The sequence below is a fragment of the Neisseria sp. HMSC068C12 genome, assembly GCF_001814095.1.
In the GTDB taxonomy this organism is placed as follows: domain Bacteria; phylum Pseudomonadota; class Gammaproteobacteria; order Burkholderiales; family Neisseriaceae; genus Neisseria; species Neisseria perflava.
This window is the reverse complement of sequence record NZ_KV814812.1, coordinates 1-23,361: the sequence shown is the minus strand read 5'-3', so window position 1 is coordinate 23,361 and position 23,361 is coordinate 1. Positions and strand designations below refer to the sequence as shown.

Below are 23,361 nucleotides of genomic sequence, written 5' to 3'. Positions count from 1 at the left end.
CATAACAAAGTGTAAATTTTGTATGAAAACCAAATCATACAAAGCGGAATAGAAAGTATAAAACGGCAGATTGCCGTGAATTTTAAGTGTCTTGCCGTATTTTAACGCAACTATGCTATTTTGTTAAAAAATAGCGCCATCATTTATCTGCCAATCTTCCGTAAAACAATCTGGCAGTCCAACTTCTTCTTGATTAAAATAATTACTAATAGCCCAAACCCAATAAAGGAACACATCATGAAATGGACAGATACCCAACGCATCGCCGAAGAACTCTACGACTTACACGGCGACAGCATCGATCCGAAAACCGTACGCTTTACCCAACTGCGTGATTTAATTATGGCTTTGCCTGAATTTGACGATGACCCGACGCGTTGCGGCGAGCGTATTCTCGAAGCCGTGCAACAAGCGTGGATAGATGAAGCAGAATAATCTTTCCCCACTTCCCTATCAAACAAGACCTCAGACAGTTTTTCAGACGGCCTGAGGTCTTTATTAAATTTATTCATACAATTTCGGAAAATTTCGAAATTGACTCATACCAACCTCAAATTTATTATGCAACCTGACAACAAATAAAAGATATGCAGAAGGTGCATAGCCATGAATCACGCTCGAGAAATCGCCGCTTTAAACAACAGCCTTTCTGATTTAAAAGGCGACATCAATGTTTCATTCGAATTTTTCCCGCCGAAAAACGAACAAATGGAAACCATGCTGTGGGATTCCATCCATCGCCTGCAAACCCTGCATCCGAAATTCGTTTCCGTAACCTACGGTGCAAACTCCGGCGAACGCGACCGCACACACAGCATCGTCAAACGCATCAAACAAGAAACCGGCCTTGACGCTGCCCCCCACCTGACAGGTATCGACGCCAGCCCTGACGAGTTGCGCCAAATCGCCAAAGATTATTGGGATAGCGGTATCCGCCGCATTGTCGCCCTGCGTGGCGACGAGCCGCCCGGCTACGAGAAAAAACCTTTCTATGCCGAAGATTTGGTCAAACTGTTGCGCTCCGTTGCCGACTTTGATATTTCCGTAGCAGCCTATCCAGAAGTGCACCCGGAAGCCAAATCCGCACAAGCCGACTTAATCAATCTGAAACGCAAAATTGATGCGGGTGCAAACCACGTTATTACCCAATTTTTCTTTGACGTGGAAAGCTATCTGCGCTTCCGCGACCGTTGCGTGATGATGGGCATTGACGTTGAAATTGTTCCCGGCATCCTGCCCGTAACCAATTTCAAACAATTGACCAAAATGGCCCAAGTGACCAATGTCAAAATCCCAAGCTGGCTGTCTAAAATGTACGAAGGTTTGGATGACGACCAAGGCACGCGCAACCTTGTTGCCGCCAGCATCGCCATCGACATGGTCAAAGTCCTCTCGCGCGAAGGTGTCAAAGACTTCCACTTCTACACCCTCAACCGCAGCGAACTGACTTACGCCATCTGCCATATTTTGGGTGTACGCCCCCGTTAATAAAACAGACGGCCTCCCCATTCTGATTTACAATATCGAACATTCAGGCCATACTGGCCTGATTCAAAATTCCAACTAGGAGAGTTAACATGACAACATTGCATTTTTCAGGCTTCCCGCGCGTCGGTGCCTTCCGCGAATTGAAATTCGCACAAGAAAAATACTGGCGCAAAGAAATCAGCGAGCAAGAATTGCTGGCTGTTGCTAAAGACTTGCGCGAGAAAAACTGGAAACACCAAGCTGCTGCCAACGCTGATTACGTTGCTGTAGGCGATTTCACTTTCTACGACCACATCCTCGACCTGCAAGTTGCTACCGGTGCCATCCCTGCCCGTTTCGGCTTCGACAACCAAAACCTGTCTTTGGAACAATTCTTCCAACTGGCCCGCGGTAACAAAGACCAATTCGCTATCGAAATGACCAAATGGTTCGACACCAACTACCACTACTTGGTGCCTGAATTCCACGCCGATACCGAATTCAAAGCCAACGCCAAACACTACGTTCAACAACTGCAAGAAGCCCAAGCTTTGGGTCTGAAAGCCAAACCGACCGTTGTTGGTCCGTTGACTTTCCTGTGGGTTGGTAAAGAAAAAGGCGCTGTTGAATTCGACCGTCTGAGCCTGTTGCCTAAACTGTTGCCTGTTTACGTTGAAATCCTGACTGCTTTGGTTGAAGCCGGTGCCGAGTGGATTCAAATCGACGAGCCTGCTTTGACTGTTGACCTGCCTAAAGAATGGGTAGAAGCATACAAAGACGTTTACGCTACTTTGAGCAAAGTAAGCGCCAAAATCCTGTTGAGCACTTACTTCGGTTCTGTTGCCGAACACGCTACTTTGCTGAAATCCCTGCCTGTTGACGGCCTGCACATCGACTTGGTACGCGCTCCTGAACAGCTGGACGCATTTGCCGACTACGACAAAGTTCTGTCTGCCGGCGTTATCGACGGCCGCAACATTTGGCGCGCCAACCTGAACAAAGTTTTGGAAACTGTCGAGCCTCTGCAAGCCAAACTGGGCGACCGTTTGTGGATCTCCAGCTCTTGCTCTCTGCTGCACACTCCATTTGACTTGTCAGTTGAAGAAAAACTGAAAGCCAACAAACCTGACCTGTACTCTTGGTTGGCATTCACCCTGCAAAAAACCCAAGAATTGCGCGTTCTGAAAGCCGCATTGAACGAAGGTCGTGATTCTGTTGCCGAAGAACTGGCCGCTAGCCAAGCTGCCGCCGACTCCCGTGCCAACAGCAGCGAAATCCACCGTGCAGACGTTGCCAAACGCCTGGCCGATTTGCCTGCCAACGCAGACCAACGCAAATCTCCATTTGCCGACCGTATCAAAGCGCAACAAGCATGGTTGAACCTGCCTTTACTGCCGACTACCAACATCGGTTCTTTCCCACAAACTACCGAAATCCGCCAAGCACGTGCAGCCTTCAAAAAAGGCGAACTGTCTGCCGCAGATTACGAAGCCGCGATGAAAAAAGAAATCGCCTTGGTGGTTGAAGAGCAAGAAAAACTGGACTTGGACGTACTGGTACACGGCGAAGCCGAGCGTAACGACATGGTTGAATACTTCGGCGAATTGTTGAGCGGTTTTGCATTCACCCAATACGGCTGGGTACAAAGCTACGGCTCACGTTGCGTTAAACCACCTATCATCTTTGGTGACGTAAGTCGTCCTGAAGCCATGACTGTGGCTTGGTCTACTTACGCTCAAAGCCTGACCAAACGCCCGATGAAAGGTATGTTGACCGGCCCTGTAACCATTCTGCAATGGTCTTTTGTCCGCAATGATATTCCTCGCTCTACCGTGTGCAAACAAATCGCACTGGCTCTGAACGACGAAGTATTGGATCTGGAAAAAGCCGGCATCAAAGTCATCCAAATTGACGAACCTGCCATCCGCGAAGGTCTGCCTTTGAAACGTGCCGATTGGGATGCCTACCTGAACTGGGCCGGCGAATCTTTCCGCCTGTCCTCTACCGGTTGCGAAGACAGCACCCAAATCCACACTCATATGTGCTATTCTGAGTTCAACGACATCCTGCCTGCCATCGCTGCTATGGACGCTGACGTCATCACCATTGAAACTTCACGTTCCGATATGGAGCTCTTGACCGCGTTCGGCGAATTCAAATACCCGAACGACATTGGCCCAGGTGTTTACGACATCCACAGCCCACGCGTACCGACTGAAGCTGAAGTTGAGCATCTGTTGCGCAAAGCCATCGAGGTTGTACCGGTTGAACGTCTGTGGGTTAACCCGGACTGCGGCCTGAAAACCCGTGGCTGGAAAGAAACTCTGGAACAACTCCAAGTGATGATGAACGTAACCCACAAACTGCGTGCCGAACTGGCTAAATAATGTGAGTTAGATGAAAAGGCCGTCTGAAAATTTTCAGACGGCCTTTTTTTATTTATCAATATTTAAAACATAAAGATTACGACTTCAACAACTTACAAAATCCCTGTCGTTGTATGATGTTCTTCCACTCCTGATGTATACACGTTCTGAGTATGGTGATACACAGTCTCTTTAGTCGTTTCAACAATATGGTTAGCTTCTGACAAGATATCGCTCAATGCCACTTTACTGCCGGTCGTATTCACCTTTTTCAGTGCTGCGCCGTTATGGCTATTGCCTTCAGAATACGTCTTGATGTCGTTTTCAAAGCGCAGCCATGAATCATACAGTTTGCCTTTAATGTCCGTCATGATTTTGTTGTTGGCTACATTTAAAGATGCTTTGCCTTTAGGGTTGGTACTGTGTACGTCTACCAAAGCATCATTCAGGGCACCACCAAGTTTCAATGTGTTATTGGTGATGTTGTACTCTTTGGCATTGCTCTTTAAATAGGCAAATTCAACATAGCCTTCAGATTCTTCGCGCACGGAAATTTTGTTGTTGTGAATTGTCACCGCACCATGCATAGCGACATTGCCATGGTGTTCTTCCACATAAACCGGTACTGCGCCTTTCATAATCTTACCAATATCGGCATCATTGCCGCTGATGGTAATGGTACCGCTACCAATGCCGTTTTTAGATAAAACGCGGTCGTAGGTATCGTTGATGACGGCAATCAGATATTTGGTAGATTCGCCGCTGATCTTGTTGTTTGCCATATTGAGCGTGTAATCCATTTTGCTTTCATGGTTACGGAACTCAATCGCGTAGGTCTGAATATTGTTTTGATAAACCGTCAGATTTTTAATGACATTATCGCTAATATCGAAATAACCTTTATCAGCCGAGTGCAAATCTTTGTATTGGGTATTGGTTTGTACCTGAATCCCTGAATACATGTGGTAGTACTTACCCAAGTCATCATCAACATTCAAACGGAAGCTCGGGTCTTGGATAATGGTATTGCCCGTAATTTTGACTTTATCCATAGAAAACTGGCGGTTGTAGGCAACAATACCATACAGCCGGTCACCCGTTAACACATTGTCTTCAATGACAATGCCTGTACCATCATGCACATCCAAGCCTTTGCGGTAGTTGTGGTCAGTCGTGTTTTTACGGTATGTGATGCCGTAATTGTAACTACCCGCAGCCACAGCCATACCATAGCCGGTACCGCCGTCCGCTTCGTGGCCGTTCCAATCCAAACGGTTGCCCTCGCCGATAAAGTTTTGTTGGAAACCGATCAGCGCACCGGCAACGCGGTTGTGGTGCAGATACGAATCAACAATACGGTTGTTTTCACCCAAAGGCAGCGCTTCGTATTTTTCATCAATTTCGCCGCTTTGTACGCGCGCTTTAAAGGTCAGTTTTTGACCTTTTTCCGTTTCCAAAGAAGCGGTTGACGTAAACATCACACCAGCACGATTGGCACCGGAAACCTCTACTTTGCTGATTAAAGTATTGTCCGCATCGTTCACTAAAATGCCGTTTACCTTGCCAAAATAGCTTAAGCCTTTGCGGTAAAAATCAGGGTTGGTATATTGAACCGACAAGTCGGCAATGGTTTTATTGTTTTGCCCATCAACCAAAATACCGGCAAATTCGCGGATATCGTCATGGTTGGTGTCCGGATTGAACACGCCCGTCTGCGCTTTATCAAACGTTACTTTGGTTTTGCCCATACCCGAACCAAACAAACCGCGTGCGCCGGAAACGGTTTTATCCATCACAATCTGGTTGGAAATATAGTAAGTACCATCCAAGAAGACCATGGCTTTTTCTTTATGAGCCGCTTCTAAAGCTGCTTTAAATGCCTGAAGACTGTCTTTTTTACCCTGCGCATCGGCACCAAAATCATTCACACGAACGTAATTACCGTACTCTTTAGATTCATACACGCGGTATTTTCCGGATAGGCCTACCCTGCTTTCAGCATGGTCGTCAATTTTGTTTGCTTTACCCGAACTGAGGTGGCCGTCGTGGCTATTGATTGCTTTTTTACCGGAAGAAACGCCCGCTATTTTGTCATGGCCGTCTGAATCCTTCAGATTCTTTTTATGAACAATCTCAACGGTTTCTTTTTCTTCGGCAATTCTGTCTTCCTCCTCTTTCTCTTTGCGGGCGGCTTCTTGTTTGGCTTTACGCTCTGCAATCGCTTTTTCGACTGCCGCTTTATGCGCTTCTTTTGCGCGTTCGACCGCCTTTGCTTTGGCAGCGGCAGCCTCGGCTATTTTTTTTGCTTTAGCCTCTTCGTAAATTTTTTGCTTTTCAGCCAGAATTTTTTCCATCGATTTATTGACTGGTTTAGCTGCCGTTGCTTTATCGGTAGCGGCAGGTTTATTTGTTACTTTAGGCGCAATGATATGTTTACTGGAAACGCTGCTTACAGAAGCAACACTGGCCCGTGCAACATGCATTTTTGTCACAAGGCCGTCTGAAGATGATGATGAACTGTCAAATCTTGCTGCCTCCGCCACATGCACTACTTCTCTCGTTACCGTATTTTTACCGCTTAATTGCTTAAGCTCAGGAGAAACCGACGGCATATCCCCCCAATTGTGGGTGTGTATCCATTCTTTTAGAGGAGAAGATGATTTGGAATTTGCTTCAGGTGTGGATGAGCCGTGACGAATGTGGGTACGGCCAAGAGGAGCAAGTTTATGTGACATAATCAGCGTATTTCCTTGTATCGAATATCGCCTTTCCCACCGCACAAGCGTGCAACAAAAAAGCCGATTGATTAAAGAGGTAAGACGGATTCTGTCGTAACAACAATTGCCTGTATAAAGGCCAAACTGAAGTTGGCCGCTTTGAGAAACTCGGCAGCGTTTCCCCTTCTGCCGGTTTTCTGATTGGAAACGGTCATGGTGTCAGACAGAACCCTTGGATGACTTTATATAGGCGATCTGTCCGCGTACCATGTATCCGGTTATTTTTGACGGAAATGTATCAGAGTCCCTTTTTAATTGATTAGTTCATCCAGAGTTAAGTTATTTTTGATTTTTATAGCAAAATAAAAATGGTTTTATCTTGCACTGGTTTCCTTTTTGACTTGACAGAGTGAATCCCGCGAAGCCAAAAAGGAGGGAAATTCTAACACGATATGTTTTTAGCATTCCCTATTTAACTAAATTTACAAAATATACAGAATAAATATCTATAACTGTTTTTAACTTCTTCTAAAAATCAATAAAATTCGATATTTCCAATATGTATTTTTACAACATGACTGCGCATTATATACCGATTATCTAAAAATACTACCGTTTGTTTAAAAAATTTAGCATTTTATTATCGCTTTTTCCTTCTAAATGCCAATAAAAAAAGCCGTCTGAAAAAATATTTCAGACGGCCTTTTATATTAACGTTCTACTTAACAAACTTCGACCAACCAGCCGTGTTTGTCTTCTGTCAAACCGTATTGAATGTCGGTAATCGCCTTACGGATTGCGTAACCGCGCTCTTGGCTCTTCACTTCAATTTCTTTGCCATCAATCACGAAAGAAGTTACTGGAGAAATAACCGCAGCCGTACCAGTCAGAATCGCTTCCGCACCATTCTCAATCGCAGTTTTCAGCTCGTCGACAGTAAAGTTGCGCTCGGTAACAGTGTAACCCAAATCTTTGGCAACAGTCAGCACGGAATCACGGGTAACGCCGTGCAGGAATTCATCTGTCAACGGTTTGGTAATGATTTCATCGCCGTTAATCAGGATAAAGTTGGACGCGCCGGTTTCCTGAACGTCGCCATTCGGGCAGAACAATACTTGGTTTGCACCATGCTCTGCTTTGGCTTTCAATACCCAAGGCATGGCGGAAGCGTAGTTGCCGCCGCATTTCACACGACCCATATGTGGGGCGCAACGGATATGTTCGGTTTCCACCAAGATTTTAACGGGCGAACCGGCTTTGAAATAGTCACCGACAGGAGAAGCCAGAATGTACAGCAAGGCTGTTTCGGAAGGAGAACCGGCTTTGCCGATCACAGGGTCGGTACCGATCAAAGTCGGACGCAGGTACAAAGCGGCAGGCGCATCAGGGATTTCCTCGGCGGAACGTTTGACCAATTCGATCAAAGCATTCAAATAAGCCTCTGTCTCAGGACACGGTAGGTGCAGAATATCTGCGCTTTGCTGCATACGCGCGATGTTAGCAGTCGGGCGGAACATCACGATTTTGCCGTTTGCCTGACGGAATGCCTTCAAACCTTCAAAACATTCGCTGCCATAATGCAAAGCATGTGCGCCGGGGGCGAGTGTCAGGTCTTTGGAAGATTGCCATTCTACCGGTTGCCATTTACCTTCACGATAAGCGATAACGGGCATTTCAGCGTGGAAAACGCTGCCGAATACGGCTGGGACTGGTCTGCTCATGATGATTGCCTTTCTTATTCTGATTTGTAAGATAATAACTAAAGACTGAACAATACGCCTTTCAATATGGGTTTGACAAGTACCCGTCAGCATAAAGACACCATCTCCCCTGCCGTCTGAAACATGCCGTTCTATCCGAAATCCGGCAAATCGTTTAAACTGATACCATTTTTCAGACGGCCTGCCCCAACCGCAGCCAACCCGGAGTAACCCATGAAACTCATCTATACCATCATCAAAATCCTGATTCTTCTTGTTTTCCTCCTGCTGGCCATTACCAATACCCACACCGTATCCTTCTTCTACCTGCCCGGCCAAAACATCAATCTGCCGCTAATTGTCGTGCTTTTCGGTGCATTTATTATCGGTATCGTGTTCGGTATGTTTGCCCTCTTCGGCCGTCTGCTGTCCCTGCGCAGCGAAAACAACCGCCTGCGTGCCGAAGTGAAAAAATACGCCCACCTTTCCGAAAAAGACCTGACCCCGGTCAAAACCGAAACACCGGCAACGACTTCCGAAGCCACTCCCAAAGCGTAATGCCACCAATCAATAAAGGAATACCATGGACAACGAATTGTGGGTCATCTTACTGCCCATCGTCCTCCTCCCCGTTTTCTTCGCTATGGGCTGGTTTGCCGCGCGCGTCGATATGAAGACCGTCCTGAAACAGGCTAAAAGCATACCGGCAGGGTTTTACAAAAGCCTTGACGCCCTCGTTGACCGCAACAGTGGCCGCGCCGCGCGCGAATTGGCGGAAGTGATTGACCAACAGCCGCAGTCATACGACTTAAACCTGACCCTAGGCAAGCTCTACCGTCAACGCGGCGAAAACGACAAAGCCATCAATATGCACCGCGCCCTGCTCGATTCGCCCGACACAGTCAACGAAAAACGCGCGCGCGTGCTTTTTGAATTGGCGCAAAACTACCAAAGCGCAGGCTTGGTGGACCGTGCCGAACAAATCTTCCTCGGCTTGCAGGAAGGCGATATGGCACGCGAAGCCCGCCAACACCTTTTGAGTATTTACCAACAAGACCGCGACTGGGAAAAAGCCATCGAAATGGCGCAACTCTTGAGCCATGACGAACAAACCTACCAGTTTGAAATCGCCCAGTTCTATTGCGAAATCGCCCAAGCCGCACTGTTCAAGTCCAACTTCGACGCCGCACGCTACAACATCGGCAAAGCACTCGAAGCCAACAAGAAATGTACGCGCGCCAACATCATCCTCGGCGACATCGAATACCGTCAGGGCAACTTCCCTGCCGCAGTGGAAGCGTATTCCGCCATCGAGCAGCAAAACCACGCCTATCTGAGCATGGTCGGCGAGAAGCTCTATGAAGCCTATGCCGCGCAAGGCAAGCAGGAAGAAGGCCTCAACCGCCTCATCGGCTATATGCAAACCTTTCCCGATCTTGACCTGATCAACGTCATCTACGAAAAGGCTCTGCTGCTCAAAGGCGAAACCGAAGCGGCGCAAATCGCTGTCGAACTCGTCCGCCAAAAACCCGACCTCAACGGCGTGTACCGCCTGCTTGGCTTGAAACTCAGCAGTATGAATCCGGAGTGGAAAGCCGACACCGATATGATTCGTTCCATTATCGGCCGCCAGCTGCAAAAAAGCGTTATGTACCGCTGCCGCAACTGCCACTTCAAATCCCAAGTCTTCTTCTGGCACTGCCCAGCCTGCAACAAATGGCAAACCTTTACGCCGAATAAAATCGAGATTTGATCAAACGTTGAGCATCAAAAAAGGCCGTCTGAAATCTTTTCAGACGGCCTTTTTATTACAAAGCAAAGAAAGGAAGCAAGAATCGTTCCAACAAGAAAAAAATAAAGTTGAATCATACTTAATTATTCGGAAAAAATATGAGAAAGAGTATAATAGTTGGATATAAGAGAAGTTTTAGGAGCAAATATGAAAATTCACTTTGAAAAAGGACTTCAGTTAGAAAATGCCCAACTCATTTGTCAGTGGTCTAATGCTTTGGGAGAAAGTTTTCAGAAGCAATGGATGGGGCCAAAGATTTCTTATCCCTTGATTGCCCAATCCTTGCAAAAGATGGAAGGGATTTTTTCCATTTTTGTTGGAGAAGAGTTTGTAGGCATCATCCAGAAAATCAAACTAGAAGATAAAAATCTTCATATTGGAAGATTTCTCATAGCTCCACAGAAGCAGGGAAAAGGATTAGGTAGAAAAGCTTTTCAATACTTTCTTCAAGAAATGTTTGAAAATGAAGAAATAGAAAGTATTTCCCTAACGGTTTTTGAGTCAAATCAAATAGCTAGAGACCTCTACCAAAAAGAGGGATTTGAAATTGTTCAAACCATTGAAGTTCCAGAACGTAAATACATAATGAGAAAATCTAGGTAAGAACTAAATTACACTAGAAATTGTCCCCTTTATCAAAGTGGCTCAAAATATAGTCTTACACACCAACAATATCTACTCAACAACGCTGCTCTGCCCATGCCAACGCCGCTACAATCTGAGCCTCAATATCGGCATTAAATTCGCCGGCACGGTACGCATCGCGCAATTCCGTGCGACCGGTTTCATCTGCCGCAATTTGGTTTAACACCACTTGCGAAAACTCGTTAAACACAGGCCCGGCCTCTTCATGCCCCATCAGGAACAGTGCAGGAATTTTTTGGTTGGTACGGACGATTTCCTGTTGGCGAGGATTATCGAAACGGCTGCTGTCGTCAAAATCGTTACGGGCAATATAGTTGACGCGGATATTGGGGTTCAACTCCGCCATTTTCTGAATAAACGGCACAAACACGCGACAATCAGGACAATATGGCGCAGCGGCAAGCAACCAGTTTTGCGGACGACTGATCTTTTTAACCTCTGCTACCGTTTGCGCCGACAACTCGGTCGCCTGATAGAGTTGCTGCTGTTTCAATTTGTCTTCTTCAGTATCAAAATCCAAATATTCTGCATAAGTGGCCATGCTTTACTCCTGTTCTGTTGCATTGGTTTTCCCTGCTACGCCGGTCAAAAGTGGAACAAGTAGATTGACGACGAGGTTTTCAAATAGTGGCTCATCAAGCGGCGATTCTTCCGAATGACCAAACACCAGCTTCACTTCGGTATATTCTTTCTGCCCTTTGCTCATTTTATTGCCATTAAAAACATCATGGGCTTTTCTCAAGGCAGCATCCCAATCCTCTTTCTTGTTGTACTCCTCCGCAGCGGCAAGGCTGGTTTTGGCAAAAAACGGCAAGGGGGTATTTTGTCCGATTCGGAAATATACCAACCATTCTTTCAAAAGTGCCCTCGCCACCTCTTGCCCGATGGCGGCATAGGTTTCGGTCTGTCCCAGGCTGACAATATAGGTTTGTCGGCTTTCAACGGATTGAGGGGCGACGGCGCAAAAAATCAAATGCTCCAATAAACGGGCAATGCGGTTGGGTGCATTGTCTTTTTGGTTTTGGAACACAATGCGGCCGCATTCGTAAAGATTGCCGATGGTGCCTTGTAAAACCAAGTCGTCAAAGTGTAATTCATAAGGTTCAGACGGCCTTTTGTTGCTGCGTATCAACTCGGCATCTACGTTTTTTGCAGATATCTGATACTGCTTCTGCCACAAGCCGCCCAACTCGCCTACCGGCATCAGGCTTTCTGCATTCAGCCGAATGGCCGTATCTTCAAAATCTTCACCTTTGCGCCGCGCATCCAAATAGGCATCGGCAATCCGGCCTTCATGTTGCGGCTCAAACGGTTCGGCAGATTCCCATGCGCCGTCCAAATACGGCTGATCCCAGCTTAAATTTCTCTTCAGCCAAACTTTGACAGGGTTGCGCCAAAAACTGATAAGCTCGCCCTGCTGAATGATTTTGCCCGGCTCTTCCTGACTTAAAGCCTCAAGGAAAAACGGCTGCGCTTCCGCAGGCGATTGGTTCAGCGCATCGGCGTAATCTTGGCGCGTACTGAAGAGGCCGTCTGAAAGCGCGTCCTTTTGGAAATAACGGCGCGAAAACGCCTGCAAAGGATGATGTTTCACCCATTTCTCCGCCAACTCGCGCCCGCTTTTCCCCATCATGGCGGCAATGGTATCCAGCAGCTCGCTGATTAACGAAGACGGTGCAAACTCGGCATCATTGCGTATATCGCGGCCGATATAAGACAAATACAGCATTTCGCGCGCGCTGATTAAGGCTTCGAGGAAGAGATAACGGTCATCGTCGCGGCGGGCGCGGTCGCCTTTTTTCGGATGTTTGGCAATCAGGTCGAACACCGCTGCTTTGGTATTGCGCGGAAAATCACCGTCATTCAAACCCAACAGGCAAACCATTTTAAACGGCAGGCTGCGCATCGGCACCATACTGCAAAAAGTAATGCCGCCGCTCAAAAATCCGGCTTGGCTTTCGCTGTCCAAAAAACGGCGGATATGGCGGATAACGGTTTTACACGGCAACAATCCGTCAAATTCGGCCAACTGCGCCTCTTCCTGCCATTTCGCCAAAGACTGCTCAAACTGCTGCTTGGCGTATTGGTCGTCCGTATCCGGAGCAAACAGTTTCTCCAGCAAATCGCGGCAACGCTGCACCCAGCCTTCCACATCGGCAGGCTCTTGCCATTGCGCCGCCATATCGGCCAAAGTACGGATAAATTCGGCAAAACCGCTGAACACGTCCAACTGGTTGACGTTGCTATGCCACGCGCTCACGCCCTGCCACATACCGTTGCCGCCTTCGGGCAGCATCCAGCCCAAGGCCAAACGCTCTACCGCCTGCTGCCAAGTAAAGAGGTTGTCTTTACCCTCGCGCATGGTTTGGTCCAAACCCCAATGCACATTCAATCCGGCAACAGCCTCATGCAGCAGCGGCACATCTTCCTCGCTCAAACCGAAGCGTTGTAGCACCAACCGGCTTTCCAGCAAAGGTAAAACCTTGTCCACTTCAAACCGGCTTTCCAGCAAATCCAAAGTTTGCGCCAAAGCATACAGCAAGGGCTGACGGCGGCTGAGTTTTACATCCGAAATCGAATACGGCAAAGCCTGGCTGCCGGCCTGCTCCTGTCCAAAAACAGCTTCGATAAACGGGCTGTAGGGCTCGATGTTCGGCGTCAAAACGGCAATATCGTGCGGCTGCCAGTCAGGATTATTTTGCAACACCAGCGACAGCTCTTCTTTCAAAATCTGCAGTTCGCGCAAAGGACTGTGTGCCGCGACGATTTTGACCGAGCCGTCATTCAACAGCTTGTCCGGCTCGACACACACCGGATTGCCGTCCGCATCGTGAACCTGAACCCAAGCCTGCTGCGCGCCTGCCTCGCTTTCTTCCTGTTGATATAAGCGTTCAGACGGCATGATCAAGTTTTGGATATCGTTTTGCAGGCAATGCAACAAGGTATCGTCTTTTCCTTCTTCATAAACCTGAATATCCTGCTCGGTTTCCACTTCCGACAGAAAATCAAAGAAATCGCGTCCCTGCTTGCCCAAAGAAGCCAACAACGGATGCCCTGCCTGCGACAAATCCGCCTCATCGCCCCTTTTCAAAATCTGCGCCTCGTCGATGACCTCGCCCCAATATTGGCTGCTCGGGTTGAGCGCAAACACAAACACATCGCAATGCTTGGAAATTTGGTGCAGCAGTTGCAGATACATCGGCGCCATTGTCGAAATGCCGAATACAAACAACCTTTGCGGCAAGACCGATTTATCCAACTGCGCCAACAGCTTTTCCCACAAGGCCACGCGGTGCGGCGCCGATTGGCAGCCATCGTCCAAATAACGCCACAACCGCGCCTGCCAATCCTCATCATCGCCCAAGCCCAGCAGCTTCCCAGTCTGCCACGCATCAATCCAATCCGGCCGGTACACCAAATATTGGTCGAAAATATCCGCCATTTGTCCGGCAAACTGATAATCCGCCGATGCCGAGCTGTGCAAATAACTTTCCAGCTTCAAGCGCACATTTTCGTATTCCGGGGCCGTCTGAAACGCTTCGCTGCGGAACAAATCCAGCAAACGCCAACGCATGACCTCAGGCGAAAACGGGCTGAGCGGCGGCACATCGGGAACCAATTTACGCATCAGCTGCCACGCCAAACCAGCCGGCAGGCTGAACTTCAAATTCGCCGCCACGCCAAGTTTGCGCGCAAAAAACACATTCAGATACCGCCGCATTCCCTGGCTCTGCACCACCACTTCTTCCTGCGCCAATACCGCATCCAAAGGCAAGGCCTGATGAATATGCGCGCACATTTCGGCAAGCGCTTCCAAACGGTCGGACTGATAAAGATAAAACATAGCAGACAATCTAAAAAACAATTGCCCACATTATAATGCCATTAGGACAAATGCTTCAGCAGAAGCGGCAAACAAAAACACAGGCCGTCTGAAACACATCGCTTCAGACGGCCTAAAACAAAACAAACCCATCGGCAGCCAATTATTAATTATTTATCGACCCCCTGTACAAACCGGCTTCTCCTATCCTATAATTCCCCACATTCGGAATGTAGCGCAGCCCGGTAGCGCACTTCGTTCGGGACGAAGGGGTCGGAGGTTCGAATCCTCTCATTCCGACCAAATACAAAACCTGCTTGAATCCAAGCAGGTTTTTTACATTCGGCAAGCCTATACTTCCGGCGGCGGGAAAGGCGCGCCTTCGGGATGTTTGTAGCGGTTGTACATAAACAAATATTGTTCCGGAAAACGGCGTATCCAATACTCGGTATTTTCATTGATCACGCGCGCATCGTTCTCCTTATCGCCGTTCAACTCGCCGCGCAAAGGCTCGATGTACAAGACAAAACCTTTCCCGTCGGGCAGACGCTCGCCGCAGAAAAACAAAGCCTTCACGCCTTTGACTTGCGCCAGCTTGCCCGCCAACGTCATGGTGTAGGCAGGTTTGCCGAAAAAGTCCACCCACACGCCGTCGCCCCCTTCCTCTGGAGACGGTACATGGTCCGGCAACACAATGGTCGCTTCGCCGCCGCGCAGGGCCTTGATGATTTGTTTGACACCCTGAATGCTGGTCGGCGCAGTCTTGCCCTTGCCGCGCACGCGCCCTGCCTGCATCACCGCATCAAAAGCCTTGATTTTAGGCGGTTTGTACATCGCCGTCAGCGGAAACGGCAGTTGCTGGCTGATGTAACGACCCGCCAAATCATAGCTGCCGATGTGCGGCGTGATAAACAGCAAACCTTCGCCCGCGCTCAAGGCCGTCTGAACATGTTCCCAACCGTTGACACTGACAAACAGGTTTTCAATTTCCTCAGGCCGTCTGAAAAACGCCACCGGCAATTCCAAGCCGCCTTTTGCCGTTTCACGAAAAACTTTTTTCACCGCCTCGTCCGTCGGGTTCAATCCGGCAAGTTTCATGTTTTCGAAAACACGCCGGCGATCTTTCGACAGCACGCGGAAACCCAAACTGCCGAGCAGGTTGCCTAATTTGTGCAACCAAGCCAAAGGCAGCGCGGCCAAAAATTTAAAAACAAAGGTAACAAGCGTTTGCATAAGGGTTTACCAAAATGAAGTGGACAGATTGTAAACGAAACAGGCCGTCTGAACAAAACAGACTTCGGGCAAATATATTGCGGCACACCTGCTTTTCTGCTAATATCCGCCCTGCATTAAGAGTTGGGAATTCCATGCCAACCTGCTTTTCAAACGGAAAGGTAAGGTGGACGGTTGAAAAACCGATGTGGCTCGCCAGAGCAATCCAAACCCGCTTAATGCGGGAATTTTTTTGCCTGTAAGAAACGTGCAACAGGATTCCGAAACAGCAGGCAAGTGCGAATATTTCTCACTTGTATAGAGAAAAAGCGGAGTTTTTGTTATGATTTCCGCTGTCCGAAATAAAAGGCCGTCTGAAAACACAGCAGCCTGTTTTTAATGAAAGAATAGCAATGAGCGAATATCTGTTTACTTCCGAATCGGTATCCGAAGGCCATCCGGATAAAGTTGCCGACCAAGTATCCGATGCGATTTTGGATGCCATCTTGGCGCAAGACCCCAAAGCGCGTGTTGCCGCGGAAACCCTGGTCAACACAGGCTTGTGCGTATTGGCAGGCGAAATCACTACCACCGCCCAAGTGGACTACATCAAAGTCGCACGCGAAACCATCAAACGCATCGGTTACAACTCCTCCGAGCTGGGCTTTGACGCCAACGGCTGCGCAGTCGGCGTGTACTACGACCAACAATCCCCCGACATCGCCCAAGGCGTGAACGAAGGTGAAGGCATCGACCTGAACCAAGGCGCGGGCGATCAAGGTTTGATGTTCGGCTATGCCTGCGACGAAACCCCTACCCTGATGCCGTTTGCCATCTATTACAGCCACCGCCTGATGCAACGCCAAAGCGAATTGCGCAAAGACGGCCGCCTGCCTTGGCTGCGTCCTGATGCCAAAGCGCAACTGACCGTGGTTTACGACAGCGAAACCGGCAAAGTAAAACGCATTGACACCGTCGTCCTGTCCACCCAGCACGATCCGTCTATCGGTTACGAAGAGCTGAAAAACGCCGTGATCGAACACATCATCAAACCGGTTCTGCCGTCTGAAATGCTGACCGACGAAACCAAATACCTGATCAACCCGACCGGCCGCTTCGTCATCGGCGGCCCTCAAGGCGACTGCGGTCTGACCGGCCGTAAAATCATCGTCGATACCTACGGCGGCGCAGCTCCGCACGGCGGCGGCGCATTCTCCGGCAAAGACCCGTCCAAAGTGGACCGTTCCGCTGCTTACGCCTGCCGCTATGTTGCGAAAAACATCGTTGCCGCTGGTTTGGCAACCCAATGCCAAATCCAAGTTTCCTATGCCATCGGCGTTGCCGAACCGACTTCGATTTCCATCGATACTTTCGGCACCGGCAAAATCAGCGAAGAAAAACTAATTGCCTTGGTTCGCAAACATTTTGACCTGCGCCCCAAAGGCATCGTCCAAATGCTCGACCTCTTGCGCCCGATTTACAGCAAATCTGCCGCCTACGGCCACTTCGGCCGCGAGGAGCCTGAATTTACTTGGGAGCGTACCGATAAAGCAGCCGCATTGAAAGCAGCCGCAGGCGTATAAAACGACGATAAAGGTCGTCTGAACAGGCATTTCAGACGGCCTTTTTTACATCTAAATATTCAAAACCTCTTTACGAACGACACATCGTATTTTCACAAAACAGCGTAACAAATTTTAGATTGCCATGCCGCCTGTGTGAATCTACATAAATAAATTTGAAAGAATGCATCATGAAAAAATGGCTGCTGGCTGTTTTACCTGCCACCGCACTGGCTGCTCCGCCTCAAGGCTTTTATCAAAATTACCAAGACTGGGACATTGCCTGCGACAATACCGGCACCTGCCGTCTTGCCGGATATCAAGCGGATGAAACAGAAACGCCGGTTTCTATCCTGTTTACCCGACAAGCAGGGGCGAATGCCGCCGTTGCCGGCGAAGTTTCCCTGCTGCCGTTTAACGACGATGAATCACAACTCGACGGCATTGCAACCCGCAACGAATTGGTATTGAACGGCAAATCACTGGGCAAATTGGCGTTGAACAAAAAAGGCCAAGGCAAATTGAGCAGCGCGCAAACCAACGCCTTACTCGAAGCATTGAAAAAAGAAAGCCAAATCAGCATCCGCTCTGGAAAATATGAATGGCATTTATCCGACAAAGGCGCGGCGGCGGCAATGTTGAAAGCGGACGAATTCCAAGGCCGTCTGAACACGCCTTCCGCGCTGATACGCAAAGGCGACAGCAGTCAGGCAGTCCTCAGCCCGCAGCCCAAACCCGTTATCCGCGCCGTTGCCGTGCCGAAAACAGCAGGCGATATACTGGAACAAGACACACCGCGCCACAGCGCCGTCATGAAGCTGCTGCGCAACAGCAACCGCGTTTCTGAAGGCGACGATAATTACTGTTACGCCCTGCACAATAAAGAGCAAATGGATTGGAACCGCAGCCTGAATATTTATCCGCTCAACAAACAACAAGTTTTAGTGGAGGCCGTCTGTATCGGCGGTGCTTATCAAACCAGCGGCTACTATGCCATTGCCGACAAAAAATTAACCAAAATCGAACAAGTGCTGCCACCAATGACATACGGCGGACACGGCGGATTCGATGAGAAAACAGCCACCCTCAGCGGCAGCTTCAAAGGCCGCGGCATAGGTGATTGCTGGTCGGGCAATGCCGCAGTGTGGGACGGTAAAACGTTTGTCCGCAGTGAGGAACACACTACCGGTTCATGCAAAGGCTTCACGGGCGGCGCATGGCTGATGCCTATTTTTGAAGCCCGTGTTGAGCGTTAAAAGACACGGAATATTTACGATAGGAAGCAAAAGCCGTCTCAAAATTCCCGTTTTCAGACGGCCTTTTTCCTTATACAATAGCCACTTGAATTTCTATATACATTCTGAATAAAGGATACGGATTATGTTCGGCAAACAACTTTTTGAAGAAGTCAGCTCAAAAATCAGCGAAACCATCGCCAACAGCCCTGCCAAAGACATGGAAAAAAACGTCAAAGCCATGCTCGGCAGCGCGTTCAACCGCATGGATTTGGTAACCCGAGAAGAATTCGACATCCAACAACAGGTTTTGATTAAAACCCGTACCAAGCTGGCCGAATTGGAAGCCCGTTTGGCCAAACTCGAAGCCGCTCAAGAGCCTGAAGAAGCTGCTTTGAAAGCTGCCGAAGCCGCTGCCGAAGAAGCAGTTGCCGAAATCACACAACAAACCGAAACCGCCGAATAAGGCCGTCTGAAACATGTCGCTTGCTTTGGTTTACAGCCGCGCCTTAAGCGGTATGAACGCGCCGTTGGTCGAAGTGGAAGCCCACCTTGCCAACGGCTTGCCACATTTCAATATCGTCGGTTTGCCCGATACTGAAGTCAAAGAAAGCCGCGACCGCGTACGTGCCGCCATCATCCAAAGCGGCTTCGACTTCCCCGCCAAGAAAATTACCGTCAACCTCGCACCGGCCGACCTCCCCAAAGAATCCGGCCGTTTCGATTTACCGATTGCCTTGGGCATTCTTGCCGCATCGGGACAAATTAATCCTGAAAAGCTCGCGCAATATGAGTTTGCCGGAGAATTGGCGCTGTCCGGCCTGCTGCGTCCCGTACGCGGCGCGCTGGCCATGGCATGGCAGGGAATGCAGGCCGGCCGCTCATTCGTCTTGCCACAAGAAAATGCCGAACAGGCTGCCGTCATGTGCGGCATTGCGGTTTATGGAGCGCGTTCTTTGGGCGAAGTGGCCGCCCATTTAAACGGCATCGAACCGTTGACACAAACCGAATGCAAACTGCCACAAAGGCCGTCTGAACAAAGTAAAATACCCGACTTAGCCGATGTCAAAGGCCAACATACCGCCCGCCTCGCCTTGGAAATCGCAGCAGCAGGCGGACACAGCCTGCTGATGATGGGCCCTCCGGGAACGGGCAAATCCATGCTTTCGCAACGTTTGCCCGGTATCCTTCCGCCTTTGACCGAAGACGAATTGGTCGAAGTCTGGGCATTGCGTTCGCTCCTGCCCAATCATCAGCAACAACTCGACAGCAACCGCCCTTTCCGCAGCCCCCACCACAGCGCCAGCTCGGCCGCCATGGTCGGCGGCGGTTCTGACCCGCGTCCGGGTGAAATTTCATTGGCGCACCATGGTGTGTTGTTTTTAGACGAATTGCCCGAGTTTGACCGTAAAGTATTGGAAGTATTGCGCGAACCTTTGGAAAACGGCGAAATCCATATTTCCCGCGCCGCACGCCAAGCCGTTTATCCGGCTAAGTTCCAGCTCGTCGCCGCCATGAATCCCTGTCCTTGCGGCTATCTCGGTCATCCGTCCAAACCTTGCCGCTGCACGCCTGAAAGCATCGCCCGTTACCGCAGCAAAATTTCAGGGCCATTACTCGACCGCATTGATTTAACCATCGAAGTACCCAGCCTTTCTGCTGCCGAGCTGATGCAACAAGAAGCCGGCGAATCCAGTGCCGCCGTATTAAAACGCGTTACCGCCGCGCGTAAAATCCAATACGGCCGACAAGGCAAAGTTAATGCCGAATTGAGTGTCAGCGAGCTCGATGGCAAAGCCCTTATCCAAAAAGAAGCGCAAGAAGCCTTGGGAACCATGCTCGAAAAACTGTCCCTTTCCGCTCGAAGCTTCCACCGCATCATGCGCGTTGCCCGTACGCTGGCCGATTTGGCAGGCGACGAAGAAGTCAGTAAAACCCATGTGATGAAAGCCATCGGTTTCCGTCGTGCCCTCTAACTTTTCAGACGGCCTGAATCTTTATGTTTAAGTAAAACTAGAGTAAACAAAGCATCAGGATTTTGCCGTCCATAACGGTTATTGATAAAATATCGAATTCAAACTCAGACAGTCTCCCTTCAGGCCGTCTGAACCCATTATTACAAGGTAAGTCATGAAAAAATCTACACAATATGGCAAAGGCTTGGCCGGTTTCTTTTTTGGCCTGATACTGGCAACAGGTATTATTGCCGGTATTTTGTTCTTCCTGAACCAAGGCAACCAAAACGTTTTCAAAGAGCTGACCCAGCCTAAACAAAGTGAAGAACCTGAAATCCTGAAGCCTCAAGACAAAGCAGAGAAACGCCCTGCTACCGACAACTCGTCCAGCCAAGCAGATGAAGAAAAAGCCAAAGCTGAAAAAGAAGCTGCGGAGAAAGAAGTCAAAGCAAAAGAAGCGGCTGAAAAGGCTGCCAAAGAAGCTGAAGAGAAAGCGGCACAAGCAGAAAAAGAGGCTCAGGAAAAAGCCGATCGCGAGGCCAAAGAAAAAGTGGATAAAGCTGAAGCAGAAAAAGCCGAACGCGAAGCTAAGGAAAAAGCTGAAAAAGCCGCCTCCGACAAAGCCGAACGCGAAGCCAAAGAAAGAGCAGACAAAACTGCCGCCGACAAAGCCGAACGTGAAGCCAAAGAAAAAGCCGCAAAAGCGGAAGCAGAAAAAGAAGCCGCTAAGAAAAAACTGGCCGAGAAAAAAGCCGAATTAGAAAAAAAACGCGCAGAAAAAGCCAAAGCTGAAAAAGAAGCTGCCGATAAAACTGCAAAAGACAAAAAAGTGGCCGACCAACTGACCGACAAACAAAAAGAGCGTGCCGAGCGCAAATTGGCTGAGAAAAAAGCGGCCGAAGCCAAGAAACAAAACAAGCCGACACCTGAGCAAATCCTCAACAGCGGCAGCATCGAAAAAGCACGCAAAGCTGCAAATGCCTCTGCAACAAAAGAAAGCAGCAACGCCACTGGCAAACAATCGGCAGAAAAAGCCGAAGCAGCTGCCAACAGCGGTAAAAAGGCATTCCTGCAACTTGGTTCATATGCAGACCGCTCCAGCGCAGATTCACAACGTGCAAAATTGGCTATTTTAGGTGTGTCTTCCAAAGTGGTTGAATCGCAAAACGGCGACAAAACCATTTATCGAGTTCAAAGTAACACCATGCCGCAGGAAGCCGCTGTGAAACTGCAAAAAAACCTGCAAGGCCATAATATCAACAGCTTGATTCGTTCTACCAAATAATGGAATCACTGATGAAGCAGCGTATGAAACAAACTATTGCCGCACTCAGCCTGAGCCTGCTCAGTCTGAGTGCGCAGGCTGCTACCGAAGGCGTGGACTATACCGTTCTTAATCGCCCTATCCCGCAGCAGCAAGCCGGAAAAATTGAAGTGCTAGAATTTTTCGGCTACTTCTGCGTCCATTGTTACCATCTCGATCCAGTTTTGTTGCAACACAGCAAAACCTTTGCCAAAGATGTTTCCTTACGGACAGAACACGTCGTTTGGATGCCTGAAATGTTAGGCTTGGCCAAAGTAGCCGCTGCCGTCAATCTTTCAGGTTTAAAATATCAGGCCAATCCAGTCATCTTCAAAGCTGTTTACGAACAGAAGATTAACTTGGCTGATGCAAATGTATTCCGATCATGGGTCGGCAAACAGACAAGTTTTGACAGTCAAAAACTACTTCAAACCTACAATAGCCCTGCTGCCGCGTCGGCTGCTGCAAAAATGCAGCAATTGACGGAAACTTATCGAATTGAAAACACACCAACTGTCATCGTCGGTGGTAAATACAAAGTCAATTTCAATGGTAGCGACTGGAAAGTCGGTATGAAAACCATAGACGAGCTCATCGTCAAAGTCCGCCGCGAACAATCCTCAAAACCACTTTAACTATTCAACAAAAGAAAGACGGCCTCAAGGCCGTCTGAAAACTTATGGACATTTTGATTTTATTTAAAGCACTTATTCTCGGTATTATCGAAGGTTTAACCGAGTTCCTCCCTATTTCAAGTACCGGTCACTTGATTGTATTTGGCGACTTAATGAATTTCCAAAGCAACGGAAAAGTATTCGAAATTGCCATCCAGCTCGGTGCCGTATTAGCCGTCGTATTCGAATATCGCCAACGATTTACCCATATCATAAAAGGACTAGGCAAAGAGCGAACAGCCAATCGCTTTGTGCTGAATTTATTTATCGCGTTCATCCCCGCTGCGATTGTTGGCCTCTTATTCAGTAAACAAATTAAATTGCATCTTTTCAACCCCATTACTGTTGCTACTATGCTAGTACTCGGTGGTTTCTTCATTTTATGGGTTGAAAAACGCCAAACAACAGCCAAACCTAAAGTCAATCATGTAGACGATATGCGCCCAATCGACGCATTTGTTGTAGGATGCGCCCAAATTTGTGCCCTTATCCCTGGGACATCACGTTCAGGCAGCACCATCATGGGCGGTATGCTGTGGGGATTAGAACGTAAAACGGCTACCGAATTTTCATTCTTCCTTGCTGTACCAATGATGATTGCGGCAACAGGTTACGACATCTTAAAAAACTACAAACTCTTTACCTTACAAGATGTCGGACAAATTGCCATCGGTTTTATCGCAGCATTTATCGCCGGTCTATTGGCAGTAAAAGCTTTGCTGAAATTTATCTCCAGTAAAAACTATGTACCTTTTGCCTACTACCGTATTGTATTTGGTGGTCTGATTCTCCTTACTTGGATGCTGGGCTGGGTCAGCTGGAGCGAATAGCCCCTCTCCCTAAAGGACGTGCCTGAGCACGTCCTATTTCTTTATCCGCTTCCTCCCTTTAGATCAGGTTTCTACCCCGT

18 protein-coding genes, 1 tRNA gene and 1 riboswitch are annotated in these 23,361 nt (G+C 48.7%); of the genes, 14 read left to right on the top strand and 5 right to left on the bottom strand.

The window, feature by feature from the left end; genetic code table 11:
• Positions 1–237 precede the first annotated feature (237 nt).
• The 3 genes from iscX (at position 238) to metE (ending at position 3,854) form a co-directional block, all read left to right on the top strand.
• Positions 238–435 carry a Fe-S cluster assembly protein IscX gene (gene iscX, locus HMPREF2952_RS04565; protein ID WP_039861945.1) on the top strand — a complete coding sequence of 66 codons (198 nt, stop codon included), beginning with the start codon at positions 238–240 and terminating at the stop codon, positions 433–435.
• A 171-nt stretch (positions 436–606) separates the two neighbouring features.
• The gene (gene metF, locus HMPREF2952_RS04560; RefSeq protein WP_049323818.1) at positions 607–1,488 is read left to right on the top strand and encodes a methylenetetrahydrofolate reductase; all 882 of its coding nucleotides are present in this window, start codon (positions 607–609) and stop codon (positions 1,486–1,488) included.
• Between the two features lie 89 nt (positions 1,489–1,577).
• On the top strand, positions 1,578–3,854 hold the full coding sequence (metE, locus tag HMPREF2952_RS04555; protein WP_004521067.1) for a 5-methyltetrahydropteroyltriglutamate--homocysteine S-methyltransferase: 2,277 nt from the start codon (positions 1,578–1,580) through the stop codon (positions 3,852–3,854).
• A 92-nt stretch (positions 3,855–3,946) separates the two neighbouring features.
• Here metE and HMPREF2952_RS04550 read toward each other — a convergent pair whose 3' ends face one another.
• Entirely contained in the window at positions 3,947–6,187 is a 2,241-nt protein-coding gene (locus HMPREF2952_RS04550) for a right-handed parallel beta-helix repeat-containing protein (protein ID WP_070588515.1), read from the bottom strand.
• A 1,085-nt stretch (positions 6,188–7,272) separates the two neighbouring features.
• Positions 7,273–8,271, bottom strand: coding sequence for a branched-chain-amino-acid transaminase (gene ilvE, locus HMPREF2952_RS04545; protein ID WP_049344435.1), 999 nt, complete (start codon positions 8,269–8,271; stop codon positions 7,273–7,275).
• Between the two features lie 213 nt (positions 8,272–8,484).
• Between ilvE and HMPREF2952_RS04540 the strand changes: the two genes are divergently transcribed.
• The 3 genes from HMPREF2952_RS04540 to HMPREF2952_RS04530 all read left to right on the top strand — a co-directional run bounded on the left by HMPREF2952_RS04540 (position 8,485) and on the right by HMPREF2952_RS04530 (position 10,645).
• On the top strand, positions 8,485–8,808 hold the full coding sequence (locus HMPREF2952_RS04540) for a LapA family protein (protein WP_004521063.1): 324 nt from the start codon (positions 8,485–8,487) through the stop codon (positions 8,806–8,808).
• A 25-nt stretch (positions 8,809–8,833) separates the two neighbouring features.
• On the top strand, positions 8,834–10,003 hold the full coding sequence (gene lapB / locus HMPREF2952_RS04535; RefSeq protein ID WP_003684462.1) for a lipopolysaccharide assembly protein LapB: 1,170 nt from the start codon (positions 8,834–8,836) through the stop codon (positions 10,001–10,003).
• 186 nt (positions 10,004–10,189) lie between these two features.
• Entirely contained in the window at positions 10,190–10,645 is a 456-nt protein-coding gene (locus HMPREF2952_RS04530) for a GNAT family N-acetyltransferase (RefSeq protein ID WP_004521061.1), read from the top strand.
• A gap of 76 nt (positions 10,646–10,721) precedes the next feature.
• On the opposite strand, the gene HMPREF2952_RS04525 is transcribed toward HMPREF2952_RS04530, so the two are convergent.
• Together HMPREF2952_RS04525 and recC are read right to left on the bottom strand one after the other, a co-directional pair.
• Positions 10,722–11,228, bottom strand: coding sequence for a thioredoxin family protein (locus HMPREF2952_RS04525; protein ID WP_070695331.1), 507 nt, complete (start codon positions 11,226–11,228; stop codon positions 10,722–10,724).
• A gap of 3 nt (positions 11,229–11,231) precedes the next feature.
• On the bottom strand, positions 11,232–14,531 hold the full coding sequence (gene recC / locus HMPREF2952_RS04520; protein WP_070695330.1) for an exodeoxyribonuclease V subunit gamma: 3,300 nt from the start codon (positions 14,529–14,531) through the stop codon (positions 11,232–11,234).
• Positions 14,532–14,736: 205 nt separating this feature from the next.
• On the opposite strand from recC, the gene HMPREF2952_RS04515 reads away from it, so the two are divergent.
• A tRNA-Pro gene (locus HMPREF2952_RS04515) sits at positions 14,737–14,813 on the top strand.
• 48 nt (positions 14,814–14,861) lie between these two features.
• Here the strand turns inward: HMPREF2952_RS04515 and HMPREF2952_RS04510 are convergent.
• The gene (locus tag HMPREF2952_RS04510) at positions 14,862–15,743 is read right to left on the bottom strand and encodes a lysophospholipid acyltransferase family protein (RefSeq protein WP_070695329.1); all 882 of its coding nucleotides are present in this window, start codon (positions 15,741–15,743) and stop codon (positions 14,862–14,864) included.
• Between the two features lie 108 nt (positions 15,744–15,851).
• Positions 15,852–15,962, top strand: a riboswitch (SAM-I-IV-variant riboswitch).
• A 173-nt stretch (positions 15,963–16,135) separates the two neighbouring features.
• Here HMPREF2952_RS04510 and metK point away from each other — a divergent pair.
• From metK to HMPREF2952_RS04475, 7 genes are all read left to right on the top strand, one after another.
• Positions 16,136–17,305, top strand: a complete 1,170-nt coding sequence (metK, locus tag HMPREF2952_RS04505) for a methionine adenosyltransferase (protein WP_049323811.1) — start codon at positions 16,136–16,138, stop codon at positions 17,303–17,305.
• A gap of 170 nt (positions 17,306–17,475) precedes the next feature.
• On the top strand, positions 17,476–18,540 hold the full coding sequence (locus tag HMPREF2952_RS04500) for a DUF1176 domain-containing protein (RefSeq protein ID WP_070695328.1): 1,065 nt from the start codon (positions 17,476–17,478) through the stop codon (positions 18,538–18,540).
• A 124-nt stretch (positions 18,541–18,664) separates the two neighbouring features.
• Positions 18,665–18,985: an accessory factor UbiK family protein gene (locus tag HMPREF2952_RS04495; RefSeq protein WP_070695327.1), complete on the top strand. Its 321-nt coding sequence runs from the start codon at positions 18,665–18,667 to the stop codon at positions 18,983–18,985.
• Between the two features lie 13 nt (positions 18,986–18,998).
• Entirely contained in the window at positions 18,999–20,495 is a 1,497-nt protein-coding gene (locus tag HMPREF2952_RS04490) for a YifB family Mg chelatase-like AAA ATPase (RefSeq protein WP_070695326.1), read from the top strand.
• Positions 20,496–20,649: 154 nt separating this feature from the next.
• Complete coding sequence (locus HMPREF2952_RS04485) at positions 20,650–21,759, top strand: SPOR domain-containing protein (RefSeq protein ID WP_070695325.1); 1,110 nt, start codon at positions 20,650–20,652, stop codon at positions 21,757–21,759.
• Between the two features lie 11 nt (positions 21,760–21,770).
• Positions 21,771–22,412 carry a thiol:disulfide interchange protein DsbA/DsbL gene (locus HMPREF2952_RS04480; protein WP_070695397.1) on the top strand — a complete coding sequence of 214 codons (642 nt, stop codon included), beginning with the start codon at positions 21,771–21,773 and terminating at the stop codon, positions 22,410–22,412.
• A gap of 44 nt (positions 22,413–22,456) precedes the next feature.
• Complete coding sequence (locus HMPREF2952_RS04475; protein ID WP_049337089.1) at positions 22,457–23,281, top strand: undecaprenyl-diphosphate phosphatase; 825 nt, start codon at positions 22,457–22,459, stop codon at positions 23,279–23,281.
• The last annotated feature ends 80 nt before the right edge of the window (positions 23,282–23,361 follow it).

Excerpts from the sequence above, each read along its gene's own strand:
- HMPREF2952_RS04500 (WP_070695328.1), top strand. The coding sequence starts at position 17,476 with ATGAAAAAATGGCTGCTGGCTGTTTTACCTGCCACCGCACTGGCTGCT.
- iscX (WP_039861945.1), top strand. The coding sequence starts at position 238 with ATGAAATGGACAGATACCCAACGCATCGCCGAAGAACTCTACGACTTA.
- lapB (WP_003684462.1), top strand. The coding sequence starts at position 8,834 with ATGGACAACGAATTGTGGGTCATCTTACTGCCCATCGTCCTCCTCCCC.
- HMPREF2952_RS04490 (WP_070695326.1), top strand. The coding sequence starts at position 18,999 with ATGTCGCTTGCTTTGGTTTACAGCCGCGCCTTAAGCGGTATGAACGCG.
- HMPREF2952_RS04475 (WP_049337089.1), top strand. The coding sequence starts at position 22,457 with ATGGACATTTTGATTTTATTTAAAGCACTTATTCTCGGTATTATCGAA.
- metE (WP_004521067.1), top strand. The coding sequence starts at position 1,578 with ATGACAACATTGCATTTTTCAGGCTTCCCGCGCGTCGGTGCCTTCCGC.
- HMPREF2952_RS04530 (WP_004521061.1), top strand. The coding sequence starts at position 10,190 with ATGAAAATTCACTTTGAAAAAGGACTTCAGTTAGAAAATGCCCAACTC.
- HMPREF2952_RS04495 (WP_070695327.1), top strand. The coding sequence starts at position 18,665 with ATGTTCGGCAAACAACTTTTTGAAGAAGTCAGCTCAAAAATCAGCGAA.
- HMPREF2952_RS04480 (WP_070695397.1), top strand. The coding sequence starts at position 21,771 with ATGAAGCAGCGTATGAAACAAACTATTGCCGCACTCAGCCTGAGCCTG.
- recC (WP_070695330.1), bottom strand. The coding sequence starts at position 14,531 with ATGTTTTATCTTTATCAGTCCGACCGTTTGGAAGCGCTTGCCGAAATG.
- HMPREF2952_RS04485 (WP_070695325.1), top strand. The coding sequence starts at position 20,650 with ATGAAAAAATCTACACAATATGGCAAAGGCTTGGCCGGTTTCTTTTTT.
- metK (WP_049323811.1), top strand. The coding sequence starts at position 16,136 with ATGAGCGAATATCTGTTTACTTCCGAATCGGTATCCGAAGGCCATCCG.
- HMPREF2952_RS04550 (WP_070588515.1), bottom strand. The coding sequence starts at position 6,187 with ATGGAAAAAATTCTGGCTGAAAAGCAAAAAATTTACGAAGAGGCTAAA.
- metF (WP_049323818.1), top strand. The coding sequence starts at position 607 with ATGAATCACGCTCGAGAAATCGCCGCTTTAAACAACAGCCTTTCTGAT.
- HMPREF2952_RS04510 (WP_070695329.1), bottom strand. The coding sequence starts at position 15,743 with ATGCAAACGCTTGTTACCTTTGTTTTTAAATTTTTGGCCGCGCTGCCT.
- HMPREF2952_RS04525 (WP_070695331.1), bottom strand. The coding sequence starts at position 11,228 with ATGGCCACTTATGCAGAATATTTGGATTTTGATACTGAAGAAGACAAA.
- HMPREF2952_RS04540 (WP_004521063.1), top strand. The coding sequence starts at position 8,485 with ATGAAACTCATCTATACCATCATCAAAATCCTGATTCTTCTTGTTTTC.
- ilvE (WP_049344435.1), bottom strand. The coding sequence starts at position 8,271 with ATGAGCAGACCAGTCCCAGCCGTATTCGGCAGCGTTTTCCACGCTGAA.